This is a genomic window from Paenibacillus sp. 7541 (assembly GCF_002276395.1).
Taxonomy (GTDB): Bacteria; Bacillota; Bacilli; order Paenibacillales; family Paenibacillaceae; genus Paenibacillus_AQ; species Paenibacillus_AQ campinasensis.
Genome location: NZ_NQLZ01000034.1, coordinates 61,164 through 86,169 on the forward strand (window position 1 = coordinate 61,164; position 25,006 = coordinate 86,169).

Annotated in this window: 24 protein-coding genes and 1 riboswitch; of the genes, 18 read left to right on the plus strand and 6 right to left on the minus strand. The window is 54.1% G+C overall.

Annotated elements, in window-relative coordinates; translation table 11 throughout:
- Positions 1–70: 70 nt before the first annotated feature.
- Positions 71–281: riboswitch (cobalamin riboswitch) on the plus strand.
- 365 nt (positions 282–646) lie between these two features.
- The 7 genes from CHH75_RS19595 to CHH75_RS19625 all read left to right on the plus strand — a co-directional run bounded on the left by CHH75_RS19595 (position 647) and on the right by CHH75_RS19625 (position 7,733).
- The gene (locus CHH75_RS19595) at positions 647–1,675 is read left to right on the plus strand and encodes an ABC transporter substrate-binding protein (protein WP_095398980.1); all 1,029 of its coding nucleotides are present in this window, start codon (positions 647–649) and stop codon (positions 1,673–1,675) included.
- Complete coding sequence (locus CHH75_RS19600; RefSeq protein WP_095264884.1) at positions 1,672–2,715, plus strand: FecCD family ABC transporter permease; 1,044 nt, start codon at positions 1,672–1,674, stop codon at positions 2,713–2,715. The genes CHH75_RS19595 and CHH75_RS19600 overlap by 4 nt, the downstream gene beginning before the upstream one ends.
- Entirely contained in the window at positions 2,716–3,516 is an 801-nt protein-coding gene (locus CHH75_RS19605) for an ABC transporter ATP-binding protein (RefSeq protein ID WP_095398981.1), read from the plus strand.
- Positions 3,517–3,669: 153 nt separating this feature from the next.
- Positions 3,670–4,740 carry a nicotinate-nucleotide--dimethylbenzimidazole phosphoribosyltransferase gene (cobT, locus tag CHH75_RS19610; RefSeq protein ID WP_095398982.1) on the plus strand — a complete coding sequence of 357 codons (1,071 nt, stop codon included), beginning with the start codon at positions 3,670–3,672 and terminating at the stop codon, positions 4,738–4,740.
- Positions 4,737–5,312 (plus strand): bifunctional adenosylcobinamide kinase/adenosylcobinamide-phosphate guanylyltransferase, encoded by a 576-nt coding sequence (gene cobU / locus CHH75_RS19615; RefSeq protein ID WP_095398983.1) that lies wholly within the window; start codon positions 4,737–4,739, stop codon positions 5,310–5,312. Before cobT ends, cobU begins: the two co-directional genes overlap by 4 nt.
- Complete coding sequence (cobS, locus tag CHH75_RS19620; protein WP_095398984.1) at positions 5,309–6,130, plus strand: adenosylcobinamide-GDP ribazoletransferase; 822 nt, start codon at positions 5,309–5,311, stop codon at positions 6,128–6,130. Before cobU ends, cobS begins: the two co-directional genes overlap by 4 nt.
- Before the next feature lie 208 nt (positions 6,131–6,338).
- The gene (locus CHH75_RS19625; protein ID WP_095264889.1) at positions 6,339–7,733 is read left to right on the plus strand and encodes an L-cystine transporter; all 1,395 of its coding nucleotides are present in this window, start codon (positions 6,339–6,341) and stop codon (positions 7,731–7,733) included.
- Between the two features lie 88 nt (positions 7,734–7,821).
- Here the strand turns inward: CHH75_RS19625 and CHH75_RS19630 are convergent, their stop codons facing one another.
- Positions 7,822–8,910, minus strand: a complete 1,089-nt coding sequence (locus tag CHH75_RS19630; RefSeq protein ID WP_095398985.1) for a M24 family metallopeptidase — start codon at positions 8,908–8,910, stop codon at positions 7,822–7,824.
- 184 nt (positions 8,911–9,094) lie between these two features.
- On the opposite strand from CHH75_RS19630, the gene CHH75_RS19635 reads away from it, so the two are divergent.
- From CHH75_RS19635 to CHH75_RS19660, 6 genes are all read left to right on the plus strand, one after another.
- Positions 9,095–9,607, plus strand: coding sequence for a GNAT family N-acetyltransferase (locus CHH75_RS19635; protein ID WP_095398986.1), 513 nt, complete (start codon positions 9,095–9,097; stop codon positions 9,605–9,607).
- 69 nt (positions 9,608–9,676) lie between these two features.
- Entirely contained in the window at positions 9,677–10,252 is a 576-nt protein-coding gene (locus CHH75_RS19640) for a GNAT family N-acetyltransferase (RefSeq protein ID WP_095398987.1), read from the plus strand.
- Positions 10,253–10,397: 145 nt separating this feature from the next.
- Positions 10,398–11,558 (plus strand): response regulator, encoded by a 1,161-nt coding sequence (locus tag CHH75_RS19645; RefSeq protein WP_095398988.1) that lies wholly within the window; start codon positions 10,398–10,400, stop codon positions 11,556–11,558.
- A 196-nt stretch (positions 11,559–11,754) separates the two neighbouring features.
- Positions 11,755–12,243, plus strand: a complete 489-nt coding sequence (locus CHH75_RS19650) for a hypothetical protein (RefSeq protein ID WP_095264894.1) — start codon at positions 11,755–11,757, stop codon at positions 12,241–12,243.
- A 141-nt stretch (positions 12,244–12,384) separates the two neighbouring features.
- Positions 12,385–13,308, plus strand: a complete 924-nt coding sequence (locus tag CHH75_RS19655; protein WP_095264895.1) for an AEC family transporter — start codon at positions 12,385–12,387, stop codon at positions 13,306–13,308.
- Between the two features lie 177 nt (positions 13,309–13,485).
- The gene (locus tag CHH75_RS19660; protein ID WP_095398989.1) at positions 13,486–14,337 is read left to right on the plus strand and encodes a VOC family protein; all 852 of its coding nucleotides are present in this window, start codon (positions 13,486–13,488) and stop codon (positions 14,335–14,337) included.
- Between the two features lie 98 nt (positions 14,338–14,435).
- Here the strand turns inward: CHH75_RS19660 and CHH75_RS19665 are convergent, their stop codons facing one another.
- Complete coding sequence (locus tag CHH75_RS19665; protein WP_095398990.1) at positions 14,436–14,966, minus strand: hypothetical protein; 531 nt, start codon at positions 14,964–14,966, stop codon at positions 14,436–14,438.
- A 248-nt stretch (positions 14,967–15,214) separates the two neighbouring features.
- Here CHH75_RS19665 and CHH75_RS19670 point away from each other — a divergent pair, with 248 nt between their 5' ends.
- Positions 15,215–15,829: an ArsR/SmtB family transcription factor gene (locus tag CHH75_RS19670; protein ID WP_095398991.1), complete on the plus strand. Its 615-nt coding sequence runs from the start codon at positions 15,215–15,217 to the stop codon at positions 15,827–15,829.
- A 74-nt stretch (positions 15,830–15,903) separates the two neighbouring features.
- A complete protein-coding gene (locus tag CHH75_RS19675) occupies positions 15,904–16,710 on the plus strand; it encodes an MBL fold metallo-hydrolase (protein WP_095264898.1) in 807 nt (268 codons plus the stop codon).
- A 121-nt stretch (positions 16,711–16,831) separates the two neighbouring features.
- Here the strand turns inward: CHH75_RS19675 and speD are convergent, their stop codons facing one another.
- Complete coding sequence (gene speD / locus CHH75_RS19680) at positions 16,832–17,638, minus strand: adenosylmethionine decarboxylase (protein WP_095264899.1); 807 nt, start codon at positions 17,636–17,638, stop codon at positions 16,832–16,834.
- Between the two features lie 310 nt (positions 17,639–17,948).
- Positions 17,949–18,410 carry an SRPBCC family protein gene (locus CHH75_RS19685; RefSeq protein ID WP_095264900.1) on the minus strand — a complete coding sequence of 154 codons (462 nt, stop codon included), beginning with the start codon at positions 18,408–18,410 and terminating at the stop codon, positions 17,949–17,951.
- A gap of 258 nt (positions 18,411–18,668) precedes the next feature.
- On the opposite strand from CHH75_RS19685, the gene recQ reads away from it, so the two are divergent.
- The 3 genes from recQ to CHH75_RS24945 all read left to right on the plus strand — a co-directional run bounded on the left by recQ (position 18,669) and on the right by CHH75_RS24945 (position 22,648).
- Positions 18,669–20,543 carry a DNA helicase RecQ gene (gene recQ, locus CHH75_RS19690; RefSeq protein ID WP_095398992.1) on the plus strand — a complete coding sequence of 625 codons (1,875 nt, stop codon included), beginning with the start codon at positions 18,669–18,671 and terminating at the stop codon, positions 20,541–20,543.
- Positions 20,544–20,617: 74 nt separating this feature from the next.
- Positions 20,618–22,372: a B12-binding domain-containing radical SAM protein gene (locus tag CHH75_RS19695; RefSeq protein WP_095398993.1), complete on the plus strand. Its 1,755-nt coding sequence runs from the start codon at positions 20,618–20,620 to the stop codon at positions 22,370–22,372.
- 114 nt (positions 22,373–22,486) lie between these two features.
- A complete protein-coding gene (locus CHH75_RS24945) occupies positions 22,487–22,648 on the plus strand; it encodes a hypothetical protein (protein WP_176475621.1) in 162 nt (53 codons plus the stop codon).
- 187 nt (positions 22,649–22,835) lie between these two features.
- Here the strand turns inward: CHH75_RS24945 and CHH75_RS19700 are convergent, their stop codons facing one another.
- Together CHH75_RS19700 and CHH75_RS19705 are read right to left on the minus strand one after the other, a co-directional pair.
- Complete coding sequence (locus CHH75_RS19700) at positions 22,836–23,807, minus strand: alpha/beta fold hydrolase (RefSeq protein ID WP_095399002.1); 972 nt, start codon at positions 23,805–23,807, stop codon at positions 22,836–22,838.
- 190 nt (positions 23,808–23,997) lie between these two features.
- Positions 23,998–24,966, minus strand: coding sequence for a type I phosphomannose isomerase catalytic subunit (locus tag CHH75_RS19705; protein WP_095398994.1), 969 nt, complete (start codon positions 24,964–24,966; stop codon positions 23,998–24,000).
- Positions 24,967–25,006 lie beyond the last annotated feature (40 nt).

Consider the following 25,006-nt stretch of genomic DNA (forward strand, 5'->3'; position numbering starts at 1 on the left):
TTTTCGGTTGTAAGACAAGGCGTTATCGCCTATAATCTTGTGCAGAGATGAGAAGCTTGACACATACGAATTCAATACATTTTGCCATGGTCCGGGCAGGAGGCGCAGCAGGATGCTTCTGTCTGGTTAATAGGGAAGCCGGTGTGAATCCGGCACGGTCCCGCCACTGTGAAACAGGAGATCTCTCCAGATGCCACTGAGCAGACGGTTGTCAGCCCGGGAAGGCGGAGAGGTCGTGAAGGCCTGTAAGTCAGGAGACCTGCCATGGCGAATGAGAAACGGTCCTTCGAGGAAAGGATTGCGTTTGCAGGACTTTTGCGTCTAAGGCTGTGAGATGGCTTGCCTGGTGCCCCGGATTGAGGACGGGAACGGGGGAAGCAGGGCTTTGCAGCCGAGCTGATACATGGGTGTAGGTGGCCATCAGGCAAGCCCTGTGCAGGCAGATTCAGGCAGTCCGATGACACGAACGTAGTCCCTGGTTCCGATGGCGGAATCCGGGACTTTTTTGGTATGGAGACAGAGCAGTGGTTTAGGTGCATTATTCTGTCCTCTTCCTTCTATCATGCAATAGACTCGCAAGGATCGGGAGATCAGTCATGATGCAAGCCCATTCTCAATATTTAGTCATTAGGGGGACATGAGGAATATGAAAGCAATGATGAAACCGTGGTTATCTGTGCTGGCAGCGCTGCTGCTGGCGCTGTCGCTTGTCGGCTGCGGCGCGGGCAAGGAGCAGCAAGGTGAGACGAACGGGACGGCACAGGAGCAGCCGGCCGAGACGGACGGACAGGAGGAGTCAACGGGCCAAACGCCGGCGAGCGATGACGGGGAACTCAAGACCGAATATCCGCTGACCGTAACCGACGCAACCGGAACCGAGATCACATTCGAGCAGGCGCCGGCGAAGATTGTATCCTTGTCTCCTTCCGAGACTGAGAAGCTGTTCGCACTCGGGCTGGATGAGGAGATCGTCGGCGTAACGGATTATGATGATTATCCTGAAGCGGCAACCACCAAGCCTAGGATGGGCGGATTTCAGGTGAACGAGGAGGCGCTGATCGCCGCCGGGCCGGATGTTGTTTTCTCGGCAACGATGAACGCGGAGACGGCCGAGCAGCTGCGGGGCCTTGGCATCACCGTATATGTCAACAATCCGAAGACGATTGAAGACGTCATGGAGAGCATATTGCTGCTTGGACAAATCACGGACCGTCAGGCCGAAGCCGGACAGGTCGTAGAACAGATGAAGCAGGAGCTGGCCTCGGTAACAGAAGCGGTACAATCGCTTTCCGAGGAAGAGAAGAAGAAGGTATACGTGGAGTTCTCCCCAGGCTGGACGGTTGGCAAGGGCGAGTTCATGGACGAGATGATTACGCTGGCTGGCGGCATCAATGTGGCCGGGGATCAGGAAGGCTGGTTTGAAATCAGTGAAGAGAACATTATCGCTGCTAATCCGGACGTGATCCTGTATTCGGCCAACGTTGTGGACGAGTCCAGCCAGAAAACGCTGGATGTCATGATTAAAGAACGCAGCGGCTGGGATCAGATTGAAGCGATCAAGAATGACCGGATCGTGGGACTGGATGATAATCTGCTGAGCCGTCCGGGCCCGCGGGTGACGCAGGGGCTTATTGAAGTGGCCAAGGCGATCTATCCGGAACTGATGAATCCATGAGAAGCAAGCTTGCGGGTTACGGTGCGGCCGGCGTCGCCTTGCTTCTGCTGACGCTCATTGTCAGCCTCGGCATCGGCTCCGTCCACCTGCCTGCAAGGGAGATCGGGGCGATGCTGCTGCATCGGATTCCCTGGATCGGCGATTGGATTGCTCCGACCTGGGAGACCTCCTCGGAGCAGATTCTAATGAAGGTTCGGCTGCCTCGCATTTTGCTGGGCATGCTGGTCGGAGCTTCCCTGGCCGTGGCGGGTGCAGCGTTTCAGGGTGTGCTTCGCAACCCGCTGGCCGATCCCTTCACGCTGGGTGTATCCTCAGGAGCGGCGCTGGGCGCCGCTTCCTTGATCTTTTTTGGTATGGAATACTCGGTTTTTGGCGGTTACACGCTGCCGATGGTGGCTTTTCTGACCGGGGCCGGCACGCTGTGGATCGTGCTCACGCTGGCGCGGGACCAGGGGAAGCTGCCGATACACGGGCTCATTTTATCCGGCGTGGTTATGCAGTCGTTTTTGGGGGCGATTGTGTCATTCTTGACGATCATGTCCAAGGAGACGGTCAACCAGATACTATATTGGACGATGGGAAGTCTCAGTTTGCGCGGATGGTCGTATACGGCCATCCTTTTCCCGTATTTCGCGGCAGGGTTTATCTATCTGTGGAGCCGCTCGCGGGCGCTGAATCTGCTGTCGCTCGGAGAGCGCCAGGCAGCGCATATGGGGCTGAATGTGGATCGCCTCAAGATCAGCGTGCTCGTGGTGGCTACGCTGCTTGCGGCAGCGGCGGTCTCTGTATCCGGTGTGATCGGATTCGTCGGGCTGGTCGTGCCGCATATGATCCGGCTCATCACCGGACCCGATTATCGCATTATCGTTCCGCTGTCAGCGCTTGGCGGCGCCATCTTCATGGTCTGGTGCGATACGGCGGCGCGGTCGGTGCTGGCTCCGACGGAAATTCCGCTTGGGGTTGTCACCGCGTTTATCGGTGCGCCGTTCTTCGCCTACTTGCTCTACCGGAACAAAAAACGGCGGAGGGAGGGTGCATAGATGATTACAGCGCACGGGCTTGGCAAAAGCTTCGGAGAAACGACGGTCCTTAGCGATGTTGATTTCAGCGCAGCTGAGGGCGAGTGGTGGGGCATCATCGGCCCGAACGGCAGCGGCAAATCGACGCTGCTGCATCTGCTGTCCGGTATTGAGAAGCCTACGGCGGGGAGCGTTCGCCTGCTGGGGCGAGAGGTCGGCAGCTACAGCCGTAAGGAGATCGCCCGGATGATGGCCGTGCTGCAGCAGGAGGGGCTGGCTCCGAGCGGATTCACAGTTCGCGAGGTGCTGGAGATGGGCAGGTACCCGTTCCAGAACTGGCTTGGCAGAGAGCACGAAGATCCATCCGAACGGATTGAAGCCATCCTGAACCGGCTTGATCTGACCCTGCTGGCCGACAAGCGGATCGATGAATTGAGCGGGGGACAGCGGCAGCGGGCTGCGCTTGGAAAAGTGATGGCTCAGGAGCCGACGCTGCTGCTGCTTGATGAACCGACAACGTATCTCGATATTCGCTACCAACAGCGGTTCATGGATCTGGTGGCCGGCTGGAGAAAGGAATCGGGCATCACGGTCATCAGCGTGCTGCACGACCTCAATCTGGCAGCCCAGTATTGCGACCGGCTGCTTATACTTCATAACGGAACGGCTGCCGGACGCGGCCTGCCGGAAGAGGTTTTGACCGAGGACAATATCCGCCATATTTTTCAGATCGATCCGGCCATTGTGAGACATCCTGTGAACGGCGCGCCCCAGGTGCTGATCACCGCAGGTGATGCCAGGGGGAGTCTGAAGGAGGACTAGACAAGGCAATAGGAGAAGCCGAGCCGCAGCCGGGCAGGATCAGCAAGTCAGCAACACCGAGCGGCTACCGAACGGGTAACCACACATCCGTTCAGCAATCAGTTACAATATACAGTAGTGATAACGATATCTCGGCGGAGGAGGGGAACCCTAATGGGCGATTGGAGCCTTGAGCAAGTGAGAGAGCATATCGGGACGATCCGGCCGCTGGATACCGCAGCGGCTCAGGCGGCAGCGGCGTATCTGGATAGGCTGACCAAGCCTCCAGGCAGTCTCGGGAAGCTGGAGGCGCTGGCGATTCAGCTGGCTGGCATTACCGGTGAGATGAAGCCTGTACTCACGAAGAAAAGCGTTGTTGTTATGGCTGGGGATCACGGTGTGTGCGAGGAAGGCGTAAGTGCGTTTCCATCGGAGGTCACGCCCCAGATGGTGCTGAATTTCCTGAACGGCGGGGCAGCGGTCAATGTTCTGGCCCGGCAGGCGGGAGCGGACGTGCAGTGCGTTGATATCGGCGTTGCGGTGGAGTTGACGCATGAGCGGCTGCTGGCGCGGAACATCCGCCGGGGGACGGCGAATATGGCCAAGGGACCGGCCATGTCCAGGGAAGAGGCGGTCCGGTCTGTCCTGACAGGCGCCGAGATCGCAGCAGAGCTGGTCCGGCAAGGGACACAGCTGTTCGTCACCGGGGAGATGGGAATCGGCAACACAACGCCGAGCGCAGCGATATTATCGGTGCTGTCCGGCAGGCCTCCGGCTGAAACAGCAGGCCGGGGGACAGGCATCACGGATGAGAAGCTGCTGCACAAAATTCAGGTTCTGGAGCAGGCGATTCAGATTAACCGTCCTCGTGCCGACGATCCGATCGATGTGCTGGCCAAGGTGGGCGGACTGGAGATCGGGGGGCTGGCTGGTCTGATTCTGGGAGCGGCCGCTCAGGGCCGTCCGGTCGTCATTGACGGATTTATTTCCAGTGCGGCTGCCTTCATTGCCACAGCGGTCAACCCGGCCGTCTTGCCATACCTCATCGCTTCCCATGTATCCCAGGAGAGCGGGCATCGGCTGCTGCTGCAGGAGCTTGGGCTCAGCCCGATGCTGGAGATGGACATGCGCCTCGGGGAGGGCACCGGCGGGGTACTGAGCCTGCATCTGGTGGATGCGGCTTGCCGGATCATGCAGGAGATGGCGACGTTTGAGAGCGCAGGCGTCAGCGGAGGGGCCACATGAAGAATGCTAAGGTGCTGGTAACCGGGGGGGCGCGAAGCGGGAAAAGCTCCTTTGCCGAAAGGCTGTCGATGCATAGAGCGCCCGCCAGCGTCTATATCGCTACAGCGCAGGCCTACGATGAGGAGATGCGGGACCGGATAAGGCATCACCGGGAACGTCGCCAAGGTGCGCTCTATCCTTGGGAAACGGTGGAGGAGCCGCTGCTGCTGCCCGAGCTGCTCGGCAGTTTAAGCCACCGGACAGACGGCGCGCCAGCCGTGCTGGTAGATTGCCTGACACTGTGGCTGACCAATGTGCTGCTGGAGATTGAGCGGGAAGGGCATGATTTCGAAGAGGAGCGGCTGTCGCTTCGGATCAACAGCTTTGTTGCAGCGGTCGAGCATTACCCGGGTCATGTCATTCTGGTGACGAACGAGGTCGGCTCCGGCATCGTGCCGGAATACCCGCTGGGGCGGATATTCCGGGACTGGGCCGGGCTGATGAATCAGCGGCTTGCCAGGCAGTGTGATGAGGTGTTTCTTGTCACCGCTGGCATTCCGTTGGAAATCAAAAGCAGGGAGTTTTTGATATGAACAAAAGTTTGGAAGCGGCTGCGGCCGCTTTTCAATTTTTATCCCGGTTTCCGGTGCGGTATGAAATTCCGTTCACCCCCGAAGTGCAGCAGCGGAGCGTAGTCTATTATCCGCTGGTTGGCGCAGCCATCGGGGCGGTGGTATGCGCGGTGGGCTGGGCGCTTGGATACGTGCTCCCTTCGCTGCCTCTGGCGGTGCTGCTGCTGATCGTCTGGACTGCTTTGACCGGAGGACTGCATCTGGACGGCTTGATGGACAGCGCCGATGCGCTGCTGAGTCACCGTTCCCGTGACCGGATGCTGGAAATCATGAAGGACAGCCGCGTCGGCGCAATGGGAGTCATCGCCTGCGTCTTGGTGCTGATGTTGAAGGCAGCGCTGATCGCTTCCTTATACGAGGTTGCGGAGGGAGCGTGGAAAGCGTGGACCCTCATGCTCGTGCTCGCGCCGATCTGGAGCCGGTGGGTCATGGTATATGCGATGTTTCGCTGGGAAACGGCCCGCGGCAGCGAGGGACTTGCCTCCCTGTTCCGGGGGCTTTCGGGCCGAAGAGTGTTCCAATCGTTTGTGCTGGCTTTTGTGCTGACATGTGCGGGAGCGGTGTTCGTGCTGGCTTCTGTTGAAGAAAACGCTGTCCGCTTCACAATCGGCCTGGGGGTACTGTTGCTGCCGCTGGCCGCCTATATCGCCGGAGTTATGGTTGGATCGCGAATCAACAGGCGGCTTGGGGGATTAACAGGGGATACATACGGTGCTCTGAATGAGCTGGTAGAGACGCTGCTGCTGTTATGGATGGTATTTATGCTAAGCTTGACTTAAATATTTCCAAAATAAAGCTTTCCAACATAAGAAGTATAATCCCGATAAAAATAGTTGACATTGGGCGTAAAAATGCAGATAATGTATGTTGCAAATTGGGTGATGTTATGAAGCGGGCTTACCTCGGGGAATAATTCATATATAACGCACTTATTGCACAACATTAACAACAGCTGAACAGTTGTTGAGGGAGGAGCTACAACAAGGTATGGAAACATTGTGGGTTATCATCAACGTGCTAGTTTTGATCCTGTTGATCGGCATTTTGTTCTGGATGCAGAAGAAGCATTACTCGTTTACAAAACGGGTGTTTGCAGGGCTGGGTCTCGGCGTCCTGTTCGGGGTGGCGCTTCAATGGATCTACACCTCTACGTCGGATGTCGTTATTAAGTCGGCGGACTGGTTCAATCTGGTGGGGTATGGTTATGTAAGGCTGCTTCAGATGATGGTCATTCCATTGATTATGGTGTCCATCATCTCGGCGATTATGAAGCTGAAAGGCGGACGTAACCTTGGCAAAATGAGCGGTCTGATCATCACGGTGCTGCTGGCAACAACGGCCGTGGCAGCTGCTGTCGGGATTACGACTGCGCTGGCCTTCGACTTGTCGGCTGTGAATATTCAAGGCGGAGAGGTAGAACAGCGGCAAGGCGCTATTCTTGAAGAGCGGCTGGGGGATGTGGAAGGAAGAACACTCCCGCAACAAATTCTGGACTTCATTCCGAGCAATCCGTTCGCGGACATGACGGGAGCCAGAAGAACATCAACGATTGCGGTCGTGATATTCTCGGCGTTCATCGGGATAGCCGTGCTTGGGCTTGACCGGAAGAACAAGGAGCAGGCGGAGACCTTCCGCGGTATGATCAACGCGGTGTACGGTGTCGTTATGCGCATCGTGACACTGGTACTTAGACTGACACCTTACGGGATTTTGGCGCTGATGGCGAAGACGATCGCCACGACAGATCTCGCGGTGATTATGAATCTGATTGACTTTGTACTCGCTTCTTACGTTGCGCTCATTGCGATGTTTATCATTCATCTCATTCTGCTGGCGCTGTTCGGATATAATCCGGTAACGTATGTGAAGAAGGTATTCCCTACCCTGACGTTTGCCTTTACTTCACGCTCGAGCGCAGCAACGATTCCGCTGAATGTTCAGACACAGAGCAAGAAGCTAGGAGTGTCTGAAGGAATTGCCAATCTGTCCGCTTCCTTCGGGGCAACGATCGGCCAGAACGGCTGCGCCGGTATTTATCCGGCCATGCTGGCGGTTATGATTGCACCGACAGCAGGTATCGATCCGACTTCGTGGTCGTTTATCCTTACCCTGATTGTGGTCGTCATGATCAGCTCGTTCGGTGTAGCGGGCGTTGGCGGCGGCGCGACGTTTGCATCGCTGATCGTTCTGTCCACCATGAATCTGCCGGTGGCGCTGGCGGGCCTTCTGATCTCGGTTGAGCCGCTGATCGACATGGGCCGCACTGCCCTCAATGTCAATGACTCGATGACGGCAGGTGCCATCACCGGCAAGGTGATGAATGAAGTGGATAAAGATGTGTTCAACGACAAGAACATCGAGCTGGATATGATTCAAGCATAAGCATTGAATCAGGAAGAAGAACGCCCGTGAGGCCTTGCTTGTGCGCAAGGCCTCACGGGCTTTTTCTCATTATAATGGGATATTCATATTAACCGATGATGGTAAGCTCCTTGGGGAACGTGGTCAGCACCTCAACCCCTGTCCCGGTCACGAGCACATCGTCCTCGATGCGGACGCCTCCTACACCGGGTACATAAATGCCCGGCTCAATGGTAAACACAGCGCCCGTCTGCGCGGTATCGTTGTTCTGCCCGTGCACCGAAGGATACTCGTGCACATCCATGCCTAGGCCATGCCCGAGCCGATGGACGAAGGCAGGGCCGTATCCCGCGTTCGCGATGACATCTCTGGCAGCCTGATCAATAGAAGCGTAGGAAGCGCCCGGCTTGACTGCCTGAATGCCCGCTGTATTCGCAGCAAGAACCGTTTCATAGATGCGGACCGCCTCAGAGGAAGGCTGGCCCACAGCCACGGTCCGGGTAATATCGGAGGCATAACCGCTGGCGTACACGCCCAGGTCGAACATCACCAGTTCGCCAGGCTCGATCTTCCGCGATCCCGGAACACCGTGCGGCAGCGCGGTATTGGGGCCGGACAGCACCATGGTGGAGAAGGAAGGGCCTTCGGCTCCCAGCTTCTTCATCGTATATTCCAGCTCCGCGACAAGCTCGATTTCGCTAACGCCGGCCTTCGTCTGCGCTAGGCCGCGTTGAAGGACCTCTTCCACGAGCTGCACGGCATGTCTGATCACCTGAACTTCCTCGGGCGACTTCCGGACCCGCATCTCGCGCAGTACCGGGCCTGCGTCCTCATAGCGGGAGACGGACAAGTGATGCTGCAGCTGTTCATAACGGGAGACGGTCAGCTGCTCCTTCTCAACGGCCAATACGCCCGTGGAACCCGTAATGATGCCTTTCAGCAGCTCGTAAGGGTTGTCCGTGTCCTGATGGGTAACGATGTGGTTCACGATCGAGGACGCATGAGCGGCCTCGGCATCCAGCGCGGGCACAACCAGCACGGGCTCCTCCGCAGCGGAGAGCAGTAGCCCAAGGAACCGTTCATGCGGATTGCTGGCAAAGCCGGTTAAGTAATAGACATGCTTGGGATCTGTGATCAGCACATGATCCCAGCCCTGGGTATTTATCGTATGTTGGAGTTTGTCCAGACGTTGCTTCATATTGATTCATCCTTTCTATCCACAACTGGGGAGCGCATTTGGAGCACTTAGCCTAAGGGTAACGGGTTCGCGCATTGAAGTAAAGTGGCTCAGAAAACAGAAGCGTTTTTTCGCCGGTTCTTGTACAATAGAATCTAATTAGATCACAGATAAACTGATATTTTATTGCACTCGGAGGGGAATCATGGCACTGCATTCTTATCGCATCGATTATGCTGTCAAAGAAGATTTGCCAGCTATTGTGGACATTTACAATTCAACTATTTCGGGTCGGACCGTCACCGCAGATCTGGAGCCGATCACGGTAGAGAGCCGGATGCAGTGGTTTGAGGAGCATACACCGGATCGTCACCCGCTGTGGGTAATGCGGTCTGAGGAGCACATCGTAGGCTGGATGAGTTTTCAGCGTTTTCACGAGCGCGCCGCGTATGATGCAACCGCTGAAATTAGCATCTATGTGGACGAGCGTTTCCGGGGGACCGGAGCCGGGAGCATTCTGGTTGCGAAGGCAATCGAGGAATGCCCGCGTCTTGGTATCAGCAATCTGGTCGGGCTGGTGTTCGGACATAACAAGCCAAGCCTGGGGCTTCTGACAAAGTTCGGGTTTGAGCAGTGGGGATTTCTTCCCGGCGTGGCCGAACTGGATGGGATCAAGCGTGATCTCGTCATTGTCGGCCGCAAGGTGGAGGCTTCCTGAAGGACCTTTTCTCATAAATCTAATCGAGCTGAACGAAGAAATCAGAATTAAGGGGGAAGCGGATCGCATATGAGCACATCGTTATGGAATCCACGACCGGTACGCTTTTTGGAAGGGGAACGCCTGTATCTTCGTCCCATTAGCCAGGAGGACGTGGACGGTTATTATCACATGCTGTTCAACAAGGAAATGCGTCGTTTGACCGGAACACGGCAGATCTTCACAATCGAGGGGATTCGCCGTTATATCGAAGACAGATCAACCGATTCGTCGTCCGTGCTGCTTCTTATAGCGCTGCAGGATACGGATCAGGTCATTGGCGACATCGCCTTGCAGGACATTGATTCTGTCAATCGCAATGCAGGCATGCGGATTGCCATCGATTCGGAACAGCATCTGGGGAAAGGTTACGGGCCCGAAGCGATGAAGCTGCTGCTAGAATATGGCTTCGGCCAGCTCAATCTGCACCGGGTGGAGCTGCAGGTATTCGATTTTAATGAACGGGCGATCAAGGCATATGAGAAGGTTGGATTCGTGCGGGAAGGCGTTCAGCGGGATGTGCTCTATTACAATCACCGCTATCATAACGCCATTCTGATGAGTGTGCTTGAGCATGAGTTCAGGGAAAAGCAGATGCACGGGTAACGCCATGATTAGGGTCTGGTGCGAGCGCATCTTAAGTAGTAGGTATTTAGACTCTAATTGGTCCAAACGGGTTACGATTGTTGCATCAACGGGCAGGAATTATATATAGTTAAGGCATAATGGTATTTTCCAAGGAGCACATGACATGAAGGTTATTCTCGTAGATGATGAACCGCTTGCATTGCAATACCTGGAACGGCAACTGTCGAAGCTTGATCACCTTCCAATTGAAGTGGTGGGCAAATATTCGGATGCGTCTGAAGGACGGCAAGAAATTCTGTCCCGGGAAGTGGATATTGTGTTTCTGGACATCAGTTTGCCGGAGTTGAGCGGAATTGAACTTGCCGAGCAGCTTCTTGAGCGGAAGCCTTATTTGTGCATCGTGTTTGTGACAGGTTATCATGAGTACGCCGTGCACGCCTTCGAGCTGAATGCGGTTGATTATATTGTGAAGCCGCTGCAGATGGACAGGCTGGCCAAAACGATGAAGCGCCTTCAGGAGCGTATCGCCATGCGCGGCGAGCAGCAGCCTGTTCAGAAGCGGCCGCTGAAGATGACCATGTTCCGTCAGGTCATGATCGAGCATCCGGAGCACGAGGGACAGTATACGCTGCTGCAATGGCGTACAACGAAGGCACAGGAGCTGTTTATTTATCTTCTGCAGCACAGAGGACAGCTGGTGCGGAAGTCAGTCCTCATTGATCTGTTATGGCCTGAATTTGATATGGATAAAGCGTATCCCCAACTTTACACGGCCATTTATCATATTCGTAAATCACTGGATTCGTTTAACGGGCGTCTGCAAATATCCAACACGACGGAAGGTTATGTACTGAACATGGAGGATATTCAGCTTGATGTCGAGATTTGGGAGGAGTGGCTGGCCGCGAGTCCGGCGATATCTCATCAGTCGATCGACAAGCATATCGAGATTTTGAATCTGTACACGGGGGATTACTTGCAGGAATATGACTACTGGTGGGCAGAAAGCGAGCGGCAGAGATACAAGCGGATGTGGCTCGGCCTATCCTATTCCCTGGCAGAGTGGTATTTCGATCATAACCGGATGGAAGAAGCGATATTCAGTTACTCTTCGATTACGAAGCAGCATCCGCTTGAGGAGAGAGCCTACTATTCCTTGATGCAAATTTACGCCTCGCTGAACAATGGCGCTCAAGTCCATATGCAATACAGCCAGATGAGCCAAATTTTGCGAGAGGAAATGAATGTGGAGCCGAGTCCTTACATTACGGAATGGTACGAGCAATGGAAACAGGGAGGGGGCGGCATCGAGCTGGCCCGCTAACCATATGAGATGGATGAAGTCACCGGGAAATCCGGTGATTTTTTTGTGAACTGAATTTCCTTATATAGACTAGCAGTTATGCTGGGTAGCTTCCTAGTAGAGCCAATACCGGGCGTTTCTCACTTTTTGTTGAGAAATTGTAGAGTCGATTTTCCTATACTTTGGGAATGAAGCTCTAATAGGAGGTACATATTTGATGAAGGTGATTCGAAAATTCAAGGAATTTGCCTGGGAAAGACCTGTCGGTCTCGATCTGGATACATTTCAGGAGAAACAGCTGGATCAAGAAGAGGATGTGGAGTACTGCCGCGGTTTTTATATGCTGCATAACAATGTGATGATCGGCATCGTAGCGACCGATGAGGGCCCGGCTTTTTTCAGTAATGGCAAGGTGTACTTGCTGAAAGAGAAGGGGTTTCGGTTTGTGCTGAAAAGCAGTGGCGACTCGAACAACTTTACTTTTATGTGGGAGGGGCAGGTGGAGTTTCACGTCAACTATTTGCGCAGCTGGATCCAAGGTGGTGGGAAGCAGGCGAGCGAGTCGTCGGTCGACTTTTATTCCTGGCTGTGTGAAGCGGCAGCGATGAAGCGTTTTTATTCGTTCTATACCGTGAAGAATGTCAAAGCCCGTGAACTGTTTGCCACTCTAATGACACATCCCCCGACCCATACTAAGGTGGTTTAAATCGGCTCCATTGACGGAAAATGCAGCTCCAACTGCGATTATTCCATGCCTTCTCCCGCTAATAAGTTTTGGACGTAAGCCGGGATTATGAGGTAGGATGAAGAGAGTTGTCGAAAATTTTCCGTCAAAGGGTGAACCTCATTGATCTCCGAATTTTTATCTATCCTATACAGTGTCTTCCTTCCTATATCCCTGCCGGTGATCGGCGGCGCGCTGCTGAAGGGGCTCCGAGGACTGGATACGAAGGCGTTATCCAGCCTGTCTCTGTACGTGCTAAGTCCGGCACTTCTCTTCGAAACGCTTAAGAATGCTTCCATCACCTCCGGCGATATCATGACGACGGTCATCTTCTGTCTGCTGAATGTGGTGGTGCTGTCATTGCTAAGTACGCTGACTGGAAAATGGCTCCGTCTGCCGCAGACGGAAAGCTCAGGCCTGGCTCTGACCGCCATTTTTACGAACAGTGTTAACTACGGTTTACCGCTCGTTCTGCTGGCGTTTGGTCAGGCAGGGCTGGACAAGGCATCCGTGTATGTCGTGATACAGATTATCATTATGCATACGCTGGGCGTGTATCTGGCGGCAAGATCGCACTTTTCAGCGAAAAAGGCGGTTCTGTCCGTATTTAAACTTCCGGCAGTGTACGCAGCCTTGCTGGCGGTTGTGTTTCGCGTGACCGGTTATCAGCTGCCGGATGGTTTGGAGACCGGGGTGTCGATGCTTTCGGCCGCTTACGCGCCGCTGGCGCTGGTTATTTTGGGGGCGCAGATGGTGGGCGTACGAGAAGATGCGGGTGCATTATCTGTCAGCCGACGGGGCTTCTGGGCGGGCATGACGATGAGAATGCTGGCCGGTCCGCTTGCTGCGTGGGGACTGCTGATCCTCCTTGGTGTAGACGGCGATTTGTTTGCCGTGATACTTGTGCTCTCCTCCATGCCGGCAGCCGTCAACGCCGTTATTTTAGCCGAGGAGTATGATGCCGCACCGAAGCTGGTGTCCAGATGTATTCTGTGGACAACACTGGCCTCGTTTATCATGCTGCCCGTGCTGATTGGCATTCTGTAACATTCTTTACCTCAATACAAGCCTGGCAGGGACGCACCTTGCCAGGCTTTTGATTTTCGTTTGACAAATCGTTGATATCCGAACTATAATTACAACTACAAGTTAGTTACTTATTTTTTGTTAGTTTATTCAAAGATGAGATCGTCATATATACATTTTCTTGAAGGAGTGAACATTATGTCATCTGTATTGCATCCGTCGCTCGGGCTTGGCCCGGTATCACTTCGCATTAGCGATCTTGCAAGATCAATTCGTTTTTATACAGAGATTGTCGGTTTGAGAATCCTTCGCCAGCAGGGGAGGACCGTGGAGCTGACAGCAGACGGCCGGCATACGCTCGTTCAGCTTCATGAGGTTGAAGCGCTTCGGCCCAAGGGCAGAGCTGCCGGACTGTACCATTACGCCATCTTGCTCCCGGATCGGGAGAGCCTTGGCCTGGCGCTGAGAAATCTGATCGCGCATAACATTTCCGTTGGCCAAGGGGATCATCTGGTTAGCGAGGCGCTCTATATTAACGATCCGGACGGCAACGGGATCGAAATCTATGCGGATCGCCCTCGGGACACCTGGAAGCGCGATGCGAACGGGGAATATGTTATGGCCACAGATCCCGTCGACGTCGAAGGGCTCCTTGCTTTGACGGATGGCCTGGAATGGACGGGGCTGCCGGAAGGAACGGTTATGGGGCATGTGCATTTCCATGTATCGGATCTGGCTGAAGCGAGACGGTTTTATTGCGATATTCTTGGGTTTGAGGTTACAGCCGCCTATGGAGGCGCAGCCTTGTTCGTCGCTGCCGGAGGCTATCACCATCATGTTGGACTGAACACCTGGGCCGGAAGAGGAATCCCGAATACGGCGCCAAACCAGGCGGGAATCGAGCATTATACGATCCAGCTGCCGAGCAGTGAAGAGATCGAGACGGTCATCAGTCGTCTTCGGGACTCGGGTCATGAAGCCGAGCAGCGTGACGATGCTTGGTACGTGCTGGACCCTTCGGATATTTGGATTCGGTTTATGACCGCTTGATGCGAACGGACAAAAGGGCTCCGAGGTGGAATGACTCGGAGCCCTTTTGGATTGTATGCGGCGGACCGGCCGATCGACCGCTGTCATGCAGCTTGGTTTTAGGATTTCCTTGCAGCAGCCTCGTTTAATGCCGCTAATGTTTGCAGCATGTAATCGACCAGCTTCGGAAGATCCCCCATCTGTTCCTCGTGAATTTTCCGTGAAAACCCGATTTCAATGGTGCTGAGATAGCGCACAGGCTTCTCCCCATACATAAAGCCGACGGTCTGGATCGGCTGAACCTCCGGCTCCCATATACGCTGGACAATCTCGGCCATCACCGGACAGCCGGCCTCAACATCTTCGATCGTTTGGGTGAAGCGAAGCTTCAGCGCACATCCCGGTGTCTCATCAGGGATTTCCAAAATTTCAGCGGCTAAATCCTGCACCCCCGCTTCCAGGACAATCTCGGCATAGGTCTCGTGTTGACCGGTCAACTCGAATTGCAGCACGAAGCATCTGGACATGACGGCCATGTTCAGTAGATCAGAGCGGCCCGTGACAAGCACTTTTTTGTCGAGATTATCCAGATCGTAAACGATATTCTCTATGCCTACTTTTAAATTCTCAAATACAGTCGGGTCAAACATCCGGACACATCCTTGTCGCTTATAATCCAGCAGAAGGGGCTGTCGATACGGTATCGTCGATACTATATCATATCTGATTGTGCCGGAAAATAACCCCATGCTGATCCAGATGCTAACTCTTCTACGACAGCGATGTCGAAGGGGGCCATCGCCCCTCCAAACCAAAGTGAGGTTGATCTGGAACGAACAGTAGAGTATACTCAAACGGTAAAATAAATTTTACTGAAGCGAAAAAAAGAGGTGATCGTGTGACAAGGTCAGGTGTGTATATCATTAAAACGCATGAGCAGCTGAAGGCCATCGCTGACCCGCTCCGAACCCAAATTCTCATGAAGCTGGTGAAGGATGCTTACACCGGGCAGCAGCTGGCGGAGATGCTTGGCATCGCACGCCATAATATTTACTTCCATCTCAAAGAGCTGGAGAAGCATGACATCATTCAGATCGTGCACAAGGAAGAGAAGAACGGCATCGTGCAAAAATACTACCGGGCTGCGGCGAGCCGCTTTATTCCGGAGGATCATTTGCTGCCCAGCATGGACCTTGTCGAGACGTCGCGCCAGGTATTCCTGGAGACGGTCGAGGGAACCCGCTCGCGAATTGAGCTGGCAGACCCGGCCGCATTTGCGCTTGACAGCTCGAATGAGCATTGTCGCAAAAACATTGCCGCAACCTATCAGCTTCATACAACACAGGAGAGCTTTCATGCATTCGTGGAGGAGTTCAAGCAGCTGCTGGACAAGCACTTTACGACAGCTGCCAAGGATCATCCCATGGATCAGGAGCGATCCGAAGAGACCCAGAAGCCATACTATTTGAGCTTGATTGCCTTTCAGGATGAGCATGGGAGCGACCGTTCCTGAAGGTGTTGGTAAACCTAAGACAGCTATGCGTTGTAAGGATGAACTGAAGCAAAAAAAACGAGGGGGACGATACAATGAACACCACGGCTTACGACATCGTCATGGATGATCCCTGGTTCACGGTAACCAGGCTGGATGAGACGACATATGCCATTAGCGAATACGGCCACTGGGAGAAGGTGCACTCCTATCTGCTCCTTGGCAGCGAGCGGGCAGCGCTCGTGGATACCGGACTGGGCATAGACAACATCAAGCGCATCACCGATCAGCTGACAGATCTGCCGATTGTTGTGCTGACCACGCATGTGCATTGGGATCATATCGGCAGCCACGGGCAATATGCGGAAATCTATGTGCATGAAGCCGAGGAAGAATGGCTTCTCCATGGCATTCAGGGCCTGTCTATTGAGCAAATCCGCAAGGATGTATCCAGGGATATTACCAGACCGGTGCCGGATTCCTTCCAGCCGGAGTTGTATACGCCATATCAAGGCAAGCCTGCTGGCCTGCTGCGTGAGGGGGATGTGATCGACCTGGGGGGCAGACGGCTGACGGTGTACCATACGCCGGGTCATTCGCCGGGCCATATCACCGTCCTGGATACGAGCCGGGGATACCTGTTCACCGGAGATTTGCTCTATGACGAGACGCCTGTCTATGCATTCTTCCCGACAACAAGCCCGGAGGATCTCGTTCGCTCGCTTGAGAGGATATCAGAACTGCAGGGCATTACCCGCATATTCGGCGCCCATAACCGGATCGGCCTTCCGCCATCCCTGCTGCAAGTGGTGAAGGAAGCGGCTCAGCAGCTGCGGGCCCAGGATCTTGTCCGTTTCGGTACCGGCATTCATCGGTTCGACGGATTCTCTGTGCAATTCTGATATCCTCCGCTTGCTCAAGAAACAAGCCGCTGATCATTCAAGTTGTCTTGAACCGTCAGCGGCTTGAATTGTATGGGGCTGGCACTGGCATGATGCAACGTCCGGCGCTGAGGAAGGCACCTTAGTCCATCGTTCTGCCGTAATAAATCTCATCCATCTCCAGCTTGAGGCGGTCGGTAATTTCCTGCTGCTCCTGCGGGGACAGCTTGTCCTTCGTATAACCGAACAGATAGTTGTCCAGATCAAACTGCTTGAGCTTGCATTTGGTATGGAACAGCTTCTCCTGATACACGTTAACATCGATCATATCGTACTGGTCCTTCACTTCATCGGGAATATAGTTCTGGATGGAGCTGATCTCATGATCGATAAACAGCTTATCGCCGTTAATGTCCCGGGTGAAGCCGCGGATTCGGTAGTCGATTGTCATAATGTCGGTATCAAAGGAGTGGATCAGGTAGTTGAGCGCCTTAAGCGGGGAAATTTCCCCGCAGGTAGATACGTCAATATCGGCCCGGAAGGTGCTGATGCCTTCATTCGGGTGATACTCCGGATACGTATGGACCGTAATATGGCTTTTGTCCAGCTGCAGCACAATATTGTCTGGCAGAGGCCCCGGCGATTCCTCATAGGACTCTTCCGGCACCTCGACGACAGGCCCCTCGGATACAAGCACAGTTACGCTTGCGCCTTGAGGCACGTAGTCCTGCTTGGCCACGTTCAGCACATGGGCGCCGATAATTTCAGAGACGTGGGTCAGAATGCTGGTAAGCCTGTCGGCATTGTACTGCTCGTCGATATATTCGATATAAGCTTCACGCTCTGCCTTCGTTTTTGTATAACAGACATCATACATATTGAAGCTGAGTGATTTCGTCAGGTTGTTGAATCCATGCAGCGTAATCCGCTGTTCAGGTGAATAGTCCATATGAAATCCCCCTTGCGGTTAATGGTTAATATGCCATTTCGAGTACCTATTGTTTCCGAAAACAGGCATTCTTAGTCCAGGGATGGGACCCTCTTAGGCATACATAAGTTTATAACCGAAATCGAGGAGGGAGTAACAGAACAGCGTATTTGGAAAAAGCTGACCCCTCTGTTTATGAAGCCATAAATTCCATCAGCGCGATGACAATAGCCACAAGGATGTCACCGTAAAACCGCCGTGCGGCCACCATACCGATTACGTTAACGGTAGAACACAAATGTTGGGCATCTGTCTCGATTCCTTTATTCGATTATTGGCAGCAGAGAATGCCTTCCCCTGATTCCATCCGGGACTTCAAACTTGTGAGCATATCTTTCCAAGCCTCAACATGCCACTTTCTGGCTGCAAGCCAGTCGGCGGAATCCTTCCATCCGTCATGGCGAAGCGTTACCCGTGTCCCATCCTGCTGGGGCTCCAACCCAACTTCAACCGAGGTGAGCTGCCCGCTGTGGTTCATCGTTTCCGCGAACGGATCGGGTCCCTTCCACTCAAAGATCAGCAAATGCGGTTCCTCTGCCTTCAGGATGGTGCAGCCGGAGGTGCTCATGCTGCTTGGATTCGCAGGGTTGAAATATAGTTCGAATCTCCCTCCTTGCCAGGGCTCGATAACGGCGGCAGGCGCAAACCATTCCTTTATGCGATCGGCTTCTGTCCATGCGCGCCATACGAGGGATATATCTGCCTGGATATGTGTTTCCTGTGTGATAACCATTCGTAATTCCTCCATTCATAACAATAGCTTGGGGTGAATCGTAATGTTCTTTGCCTGCATTTCATTATAACGGTTCCGTGCCCCCAAGAATTCTTCTACTTTGCGGAAGTTGCAGCGTTCTTCTCAATCAGCAGCAGCGGCAGAGTGACGCCGATGGGCGGATCGTTTTATTGTTTTTCCTGCCCGACTCGGTTGCTCATTCGATGAAACACCATTAAACTTAAAGGATGACCGGTTTTTGATAAGGAGTTTTTATCCATGAATGTGGAAGCCAGGAGCAATGAATTGATGAATATGGACACCGCGAAGGAAATTTTGCAGCGGTATTACGGGTACCCGGACTTTCGGGAGGGGCAGAAGAAGATTGTGGACAGCCTGCTCCGTGGACGGGATACACTTGGAATTATGCCGACAGGCGGAGGCAAGTCGATCTGTTATCAGATTCCGGCACTGATGCATCCTGGCCTGACGCTTGTTATATCGCCGCTGATCTCACTGATGAAGGACCAGGTGGATGCGCTGACGACCGCGGGTATTTCTGCGGCTTATATTAACAGCACGCTCAGCGGCAAGGAAGTGAATGAACGGATTCGGGCTGCGAAGCGAGGGGACTTGAAGCTGCTGTATGTCGCGCCGGAGCGGCTGGAGCTCGACTGGTTCCGGGAGGAGATGGCCGGCCTTGACATCTCGATCGTCGCTGTGGATGAGGCCCACTGCGTATCCCAGTGGGGACATGATTTCCGTACAAGCTACCTGGCGGTAGCACCGTTTGTCGACGCTTTGCCGCAGCGCCCGATTGTGGCCGCCTTTACGGCGACGGCAACGCCAGAGGTTATGGAGGATATGCAGCGTCTCCTTCAGCTTGATCAGCCGCAGGTGTTCGTTACAGGTCTTGGCCGGGACAATCTGGAGATGTCGGTGCTGCGGGGGGAGAACAAGCGCGAATTCATTATGGATTACGCCGCTTCCCATGCCCATCAGTCAGGCATTATCTATGCTGCAACCCGCAAGGATGTGGACGATTTATGCCAGCGACTGCAGGCGCAGGGCATCGCCGCCGGGCGGTATCATGCAGGCATGAGCGATGCGGAGCGGGCGGAGAGCCAGGAGGCGTTCCTGTATGATGATATTCGCGTCATTGTAGCGACGAATGCATTCGGTATGGGGATAGACAAGTCCAATGTTCGTTACGTCATCCACTACAATATGCCGAAAAATATGGAGTCCTACGTTCAGGAGGCAGGCCGCGCGGGCCGGGACGGTGAACCGAGCCAGTGCATCCTGCTGTTCAGTCCGCAGGACATCATCACCCAGAAATTTCTGATCGAGCAAAATCCCCAGGATTCAGAGCGCAAGCATAACGAATACCGGAAGCTGCAGCAGATGATCGATTACTGCTACACCACCCGCTGCCTTCGCAGCGCGATGCTGGATTACTTCGGGGAAGCCCATGACGACAAGCCATGCGGCACATGCAGCTCCTGCACGGACGATCGTGAGCTGATCGATATCACGGTCGATGCACAGAAGATTTTCTCCTGCATTCACCGCATGCGCGAACGGTTTGGCGTGTCGACCGTCGCTGCGGTGCTGAAAGGCTCCAGAGCGAAGAAGGTGCTGGAATACGGGTTTGACCGGTTGCCTACCTATGGAGTGATGTCGGGCCGCACGGAAAAGGAAATTGCCGAAACCATCAATGTGCTCGTATCCGAAGGATACCTGACATTAACGGAAGGGCAGTACCCTGTAGTGAAGCTTCAGAGCGCCGCGGCCGAGGTGCTGCGGGGGCAGAAGGAAGTCATGCAGCGTGTGCCGAAGCCTTCCCGCACGAAAGCCGGGCAGCGGAGCGCAGGGCGGCGTGATTACTCGCCGTCTGCGGTCAATGAAACGATATTTGAGCAGCTGCGCCTGATCCGCCGCGAGCTTGCAAGCAAAGAGCATGTGCCGTCTTACATCATTTTCAACGATGCAACGCTGCGGGAGATGAGTGTCGTTTGCCCGCAAACGGAACAGGAGATGCTGGGGATTAAAGGGGTTGGGGAGATGAAGTTTCGCAAATACGGCCAGCCGTTCCTCGACTTTTTCCAGAATCAGCCAGGCAGTGGCGGAGATGAGCCTGTTTATGAGTTTTGAGATAAGGGAGCACTGAGCCCACCCAGCTGTACCGAAGTACGCACTACACTTTCACATATGAAGGAACGTGAATCATGAAGGTTTTACTGTCCGCTTTAAATGCGAAATACATTCATACCTCGCTTGCGATTCGCTGCCTGAAGGCATACAGCGAGAAGGAATTTGATATCGAATTGGCGGAGTATACAATCAAGGACCCGCCGATGAATATCGTGTCCGACATCTTCCAGCGCAAGCCGGATGTGATTGGATTCTCTTGCTATATATGGAATATTGAAGAAACGATTAAAGTGATCGACATTGTGAAGAAAATTATGCCAGAGGTCAAGATCATTTTGGGCGGACCGGAAGTGTCCTATGATACCCAATATTGGATGGAGCGGCTGGCCAATGTCGATTTTATTGTGATGGGGGAAGGCGAGGAAACCTTCCATCACTTACTGCAGGAGCTTTCGAGCACGCGCAAGTTTCACTTTGTGTACGGCGTCGCGTATCGCAAGGGCGATGAGATTATCCTCAATCCGCCGCGACCGAAGGCGATCCTGAACGAGCTGCCCTCCCCGCACAGATTCCCGGAGGATATTCCGCATCTGGGCAAACGGGTGGTCTATTTCGAGACGAGCCGGGGCTGTCCCTTCAGCTGCCAGTTTTGCTTGTCCAGCATCGAGGTTGGCGTCCGGTACTTCGATATTGAACGCACGAAGTCCGATCTGCTGTACCTCATTGATCAAGGGGCCAAGCTGATCAAATTTGTGGACCGCACCTTTAATATCAAGCGGGATTATGCGCTGGAAATGTTCCAGTTTCTGATCGAGAATCATGGCGGCTGCGTGTTCCAGTTCGAAATTACGGCGGATATTATGCGGCCGGAGGTGCTGGATTATTTGGCGAAGAATGCGCCCCCGGGCATATTCCGGTTCGAGATCGGCGTTCAGTCTACCAACGATCCGACGAATGAGCTGGTAAAGCGGCGGCAAAATTTCACCAAGCTGTCCAGAACAGTGACCATGATCAAGGAAAGCGGCAAGATCGATCAGCATCTGGATCTGATTGCGGGCCTGCCGCTGGAGGATTACGATACGTTCCGGAAAACGTTTAACGACGTATTCGCACTCGGACCGGAGGAGCTGCAGCTGGGCTTCTTGAAGATGCTACGCGGAACAGGGCTCCGGCATGATGCGGCCAAGTATAACTACACGTATATGGACCATGCCCCTTATGAAATTTTGGGCAGCGATGTGCTTCCTTTCTCGGATATCGTCAGGCTGAAGCGGCTGGAGGACGTGCTTGAGAAATACTGGAATGCCCACCGAATGGACCATACGCTCAACTATTTGATGAAGCATGAGTTCCCGTCGCCGTTCGACTTTTTCCAAGCGTTCGGAGATTATTGGGAGAGCCAGGGCTGGCAAAAGATCGGGCATCAGCTCGAGGATCTGTTCACGCGCCTGACAGCATTCCTGGAGCATCGACAGACACCGCGTATGGACATCGTTATGGGCTTAATGAAGTTCGATTATTTCCTGGGACATAAATATAAACCTCGGAAAATCTGGTGGGATTTCTCGCTGGATAAAAGCGATTGGTCAGCCCATATGAAGCGAATTGTCGAAATGCCGTCTGCCGTGTCGGAAGAGTTTGCGAAGCTTGGCCTGACGGAGCGGGAGCTTCACAAGCATGCGATGATTGAAATGATGCCGTTTGATTTGAATGATGCGATCCAGGGCGGCAGCGGCCTCAGCGGTGATGCGAATCGGCAAACGATGCTGATTGTGCTCTATCAGCAGGATGATAGCGGGCGCCCGCATTACTATACCATGCCGGTTTAATGAACTTCGGACATCGGTCTGATGTTCTCGAATAGCGGGAGCTGCGGCTTGGAGCATAAATCTCGCTGATCTCGGGAAGCTAACCTTATTCACCTAATAAGGGAGGTTTCAAGCATGAGCAAGGAGCATCGGCAGCATGAGGAGCCGAGCGTTGCACCAGGGATGGAAACGAATGATGCCCTGCGCGAAGAGGCGACGGATGAAGAGGTCCGGCAGGGGGATTACACGGAGGTTACCCAGCTTGCCATCGACCGCACTCCTAATGATGAAGAATGAAGGGAAGCTGGCTATTAGCCGGGAATTGAAACTGCCTGCTGCGTGGAGGCTCATACTGGTGATTGAAAAAGCGATCTGTCTCCGCGAGGGGACAGATCGCTTTTTTTGTTGTCGGACCGGAATAACGGCCGTCTTCAGGCTCGCTGAGCCTGTTAGCTTCGGATGCGTTCGGTTCCGCTCCTCAACGTCACTCGTCGGCCGGCGAGGAAGAAGACGCGTGTCTGTCTCTTTCGTCAGTTGTATGCCTCTCCAGCCAATCAAGCACATCGGCAGCGACTTCCTGTTTGTTGATCTCATGCAGCATTTCATGCCGGCCGCCAGGGTACAGCCGGAACTCCAGATCGGTGATGCCGTGCAGTTGGTACAGCTCGATCAAGCTGCGGACGCCCTTGCCGCGTAGACCGACAGGATCTTCTTCGCCGGAGAAGATGTATACCGGCTTCTCCTTCGGCAGCCCCTGCAGCAGCTTGGGCCTGTGAATTTGGCGCAGCAGGCGAAAGAACTCGCGGAAGAAGCGGGCGCTGCATACCTGGCCGCAATAAGGGTCCTGGATGTACAGGTCCACTTCGGCTTCATCGCGGGAAAGCCAATCGAACGGGGTGCGGATGGGCCCAAAACCCCGGTTGTATGGCCCGAACACGAGCGCATTCAGCAGCAGGCTGCGATGCTCATCTCCTTGAAGCCGAGACTGAGCCGCAGCCAGCTTCTCGGCGAGCCCGAGCATTCTGCGCGGGCCGTTCGATCCTGACAGAATATAGCCATCGAAGCGGTCGCCGTGCGTGCACATCACTTTTTGGGTTAAAAAGGAGCCCATACTATGTCCCATCAAAATATGCGGTATCCCGGGATGACGCTTGCGCAGCTCGGCAGCGAGCAGGAGCATATCCTCAATCATGCCCTCGATGCCATTGTCTCCGGGATCACCGAGGCGGCTAAGCTCTCCGGCGGTAACGCCATGTCCGCGATGGTCGTTGACATATACCGCATAACCGCGGGCTGTCAGCACTTCAGCCAGCTCCGCGTACCGCGCGCCTGTCTCGCACATGCCATGGGCGATTTGCAGCACTGCCCGAACGTCTGTGCCAGACGCGGGAAGCCAAGCACGCACAAACACATCCATGGCCTGCGTATTCAGCATCGTAAACGTTTCAGCTTGCATGTTGCGTTGCACCTCCGCCATACCGTGAGTTTCCATTCCGTTGCTGGCCGGGACGTTCAGGGTATCCAAGCCGATCTGCATGTTGTTCAGCAAGGAACCGGCTGTCCCGGAGCAAGTAAAGCAACTGCCGGGCACCTGCCCGGCATGAAATGCAAAGTCAAGCTAAGTTGTGCGGAAATCTCAAGCTGTGTTATGGAAGATAAGAGCGAAGCACAGTAGAGCTGCCTTCGAGCTTGTAGCTTCCAAGATTGGCAGGGAGCAGGAAGCATTGACCGGAAGCGAATGGCTGAGATCCGCCGTCCCAGCTGATCACGCCCTCGCCGTCACACACCACGAGGATGGTGAAGCTGTCTGTGGAAGTCGAAAGCTCCCATGGGCCAGACACAATTCCTTTTTCTACTATAAAATAAGGCGATCTTGCCAGCTCGAGCCACTCGCCCGGAACAGCCCCCTCTGTGCTCATGGTCGTAGCGCCAGAGCCTTCATAGGCCGTCACATTCAAGGAGTCCTCGATATGGAGCTCACGCGGTTTACCATCCAGTCCCGGACGATTGTAATCATAAATCCGGTACGTAGTGTCCGAGTTTTGCTGAATTTCTGCAACAACAACACCAGCGCACAGGGCATGTACGGTGCCGGCAGGTATGTAGAACGTATCACCGGCCTTGACCGGCACCTCGCGCAGAAGCTCCATAACCGAATCGTTCTCGAGCGCCTGCCGGAGATCGGCCCGGGTAACGCCGTCTTTCAGACCGTAGATGATTTTGGCATCCGGCTTTGCGTCCAGCACGTACCACATTTCCGTTTTTCCAAGCTCGCCTTCCGGAAGCCCCTCGTAATCATCGGTCGGGTGAACCTGTACCGACAGATTATCGTTGCAGTCCAGCAGCTTGATCAGCAGCGGAAAGCGGCCGTTTACTTCAGAAAATCCTTTGGCACCGAACCACTCGCGGCCGAATTGCTCGCGAATCTCGTCCAGTCCCTTGCCGGCAAGTTCGCCATTCATCACGTTTGTCGTACCGTTCGGATGGTCGGCAATCATCCAGCCTTCACCGATATGTCCTTCCGGAAGCTGCAGGCCGAATTGCTCCAGCGCCCGGCCTCCCCATACTCTTTCTTTGAACTCAGGTTGAAACAGCAGCGGATACGGCTGTGTCATCGTGATCATCACCTTTCGTCATGTTAGCGTGTTATATATA

Coding starts and splice junctions, on each gene's coding strand:
- CHH75_RS19665 (WP_095398990.1), bottom strand. CDS start 14,966: ATGTTTGACCCGACTGTATTTGAGAATTTAAAAGTAGGCATAGAGAAT.
- cobU (WP_095398983.1), top strand. CDS start 4,737: ATGAAGAATGCTAAGGTGCTGGTAACCGGGGGGGCGCGAAGCGGGAAA.
- CHH75_RS19600 (WP_095264884.1), top strand. CDS start 1,672: ATGAGAAGCAAGCTTGCGGGTTACGGTGCGGCCGGCGTCGCCTTGCTT.
- CHH75_RS19685 (WP_095264900.1), bottom strand. CDS start 18,410: ATGGTTATCACACAGGAAACACATATCCAGGCAGATATATCCCTCGTA.
- cobT (WP_095398982.1), top strand. CDS start 3,670: ATGGGCGATTGGAGCCTTGAGCAAGTGAGAGAGCATATCGGGACGATC.
- CHH75_RS19625 (WP_095264889.1), top strand. CDS start 6,339: ATGGAAACATTGTGGGTTATCATCAACGTGCTAGTTTTGATCCTGTTG.
- CHH75_RS19640 (WP_095398987.1), top strand. CDS start 9,677: ATGAGCACATCGTTATGGAATCCACGACCGGTACGCTTTTTGGAAGGG.
- recQ (WP_095398992.1), top strand. CDS start 18,669: ATGAATGTGGAAGCCAGGAGCAATGAATTGATGAATATGGACACCGCG.
- CHH75_RS19705 (WP_095398994.1), bottom strand. CDS start 24,966: ATGACACAGCCGTATCCGCTGCTGTTTCAACCTGAGTTCAAAGAAAGA.
- CHH75_RS19635 (WP_095398986.1), top strand. CDS start 9,095: ATGGCACTGCATTCTTATCGCATCGATTATGCTGTCAAAGAAGATTTG.
- CHH75_RS19605 (WP_095398981.1), top strand. CDS start 2,716: ATGATTACAGCGCACGGGCTTGGCAAAAGCTTCGGAGAAACGACGGTC.
- CHH75_RS19695 (WP_095398993.1), top strand. CDS start 20,618: ATGAAGGTTTTACTGTCCGCTTTAAATGCGAAATACATTCATACCTCG.
- CHH75_RS19700 (WP_095399002.1), bottom strand. CDS start 23,807: ATGCAAGCTGAAACGTTTACGATGCTGAATACGCAGGCCATGGATGTG.
- CHH75_RS19595 (WP_095398980.1), top strand. CDS start 647: ATGAAAGCAATGATGAAACCGTGGTTATCTGTGCTGGCAGCGCTGCTG.
- CHH75_RS19660 (WP_095398989.1), top strand. CDS start 13,486: ATGTCATCTGTATTGCATCCGTCGCTCGGGCTTGGCCCGGTATCACTT.
- CHH75_RS19650 (WP_095264894.1), top strand. CDS start 11,755: ATGAAGGTGATTCGAAAATTCAAGGAATTTGCCTGGGAAAGACCTGTC.
- CHH75_RS24945 (WP_176475621.1), top strand. CDS start 22,487: ATGAGCAAGGAGCATCGGCAGCATGAGGAGCCGAGCGTTGCACCAGGG.
- speD (WP_095264899.1), bottom strand. CDS start 17,638: ATGGACTATTCACCTGAACAGCGGATTACGCTGCATGGATTCAACAAC.
- cobS (WP_095398984.1), top strand. CDS start 5,309: ATGAACAAAAGTTTGGAAGCGGCTGCGGCCGCTTTTCAATTTTTATCC.
- CHH75_RS19675 (WP_095264898.1), top strand. CDS start 15,904: ATGAACACCACGGCTTACGACATCGTCATGGATGATCCCTGGTTCACG.
- CHH75_RS19645 (WP_095398988.1), top strand. CDS start 10,398: ATGAAGGTTATTCTCGTAGATGATGAACCGCTTGCATTGCAATACCTG.
- CHH75_RS19630 (WP_095398985.1), bottom strand. CDS start 8,910: ATGAAGCAACGTCTGGACAAACTCCAACATACGATAAATACCCAGGGC.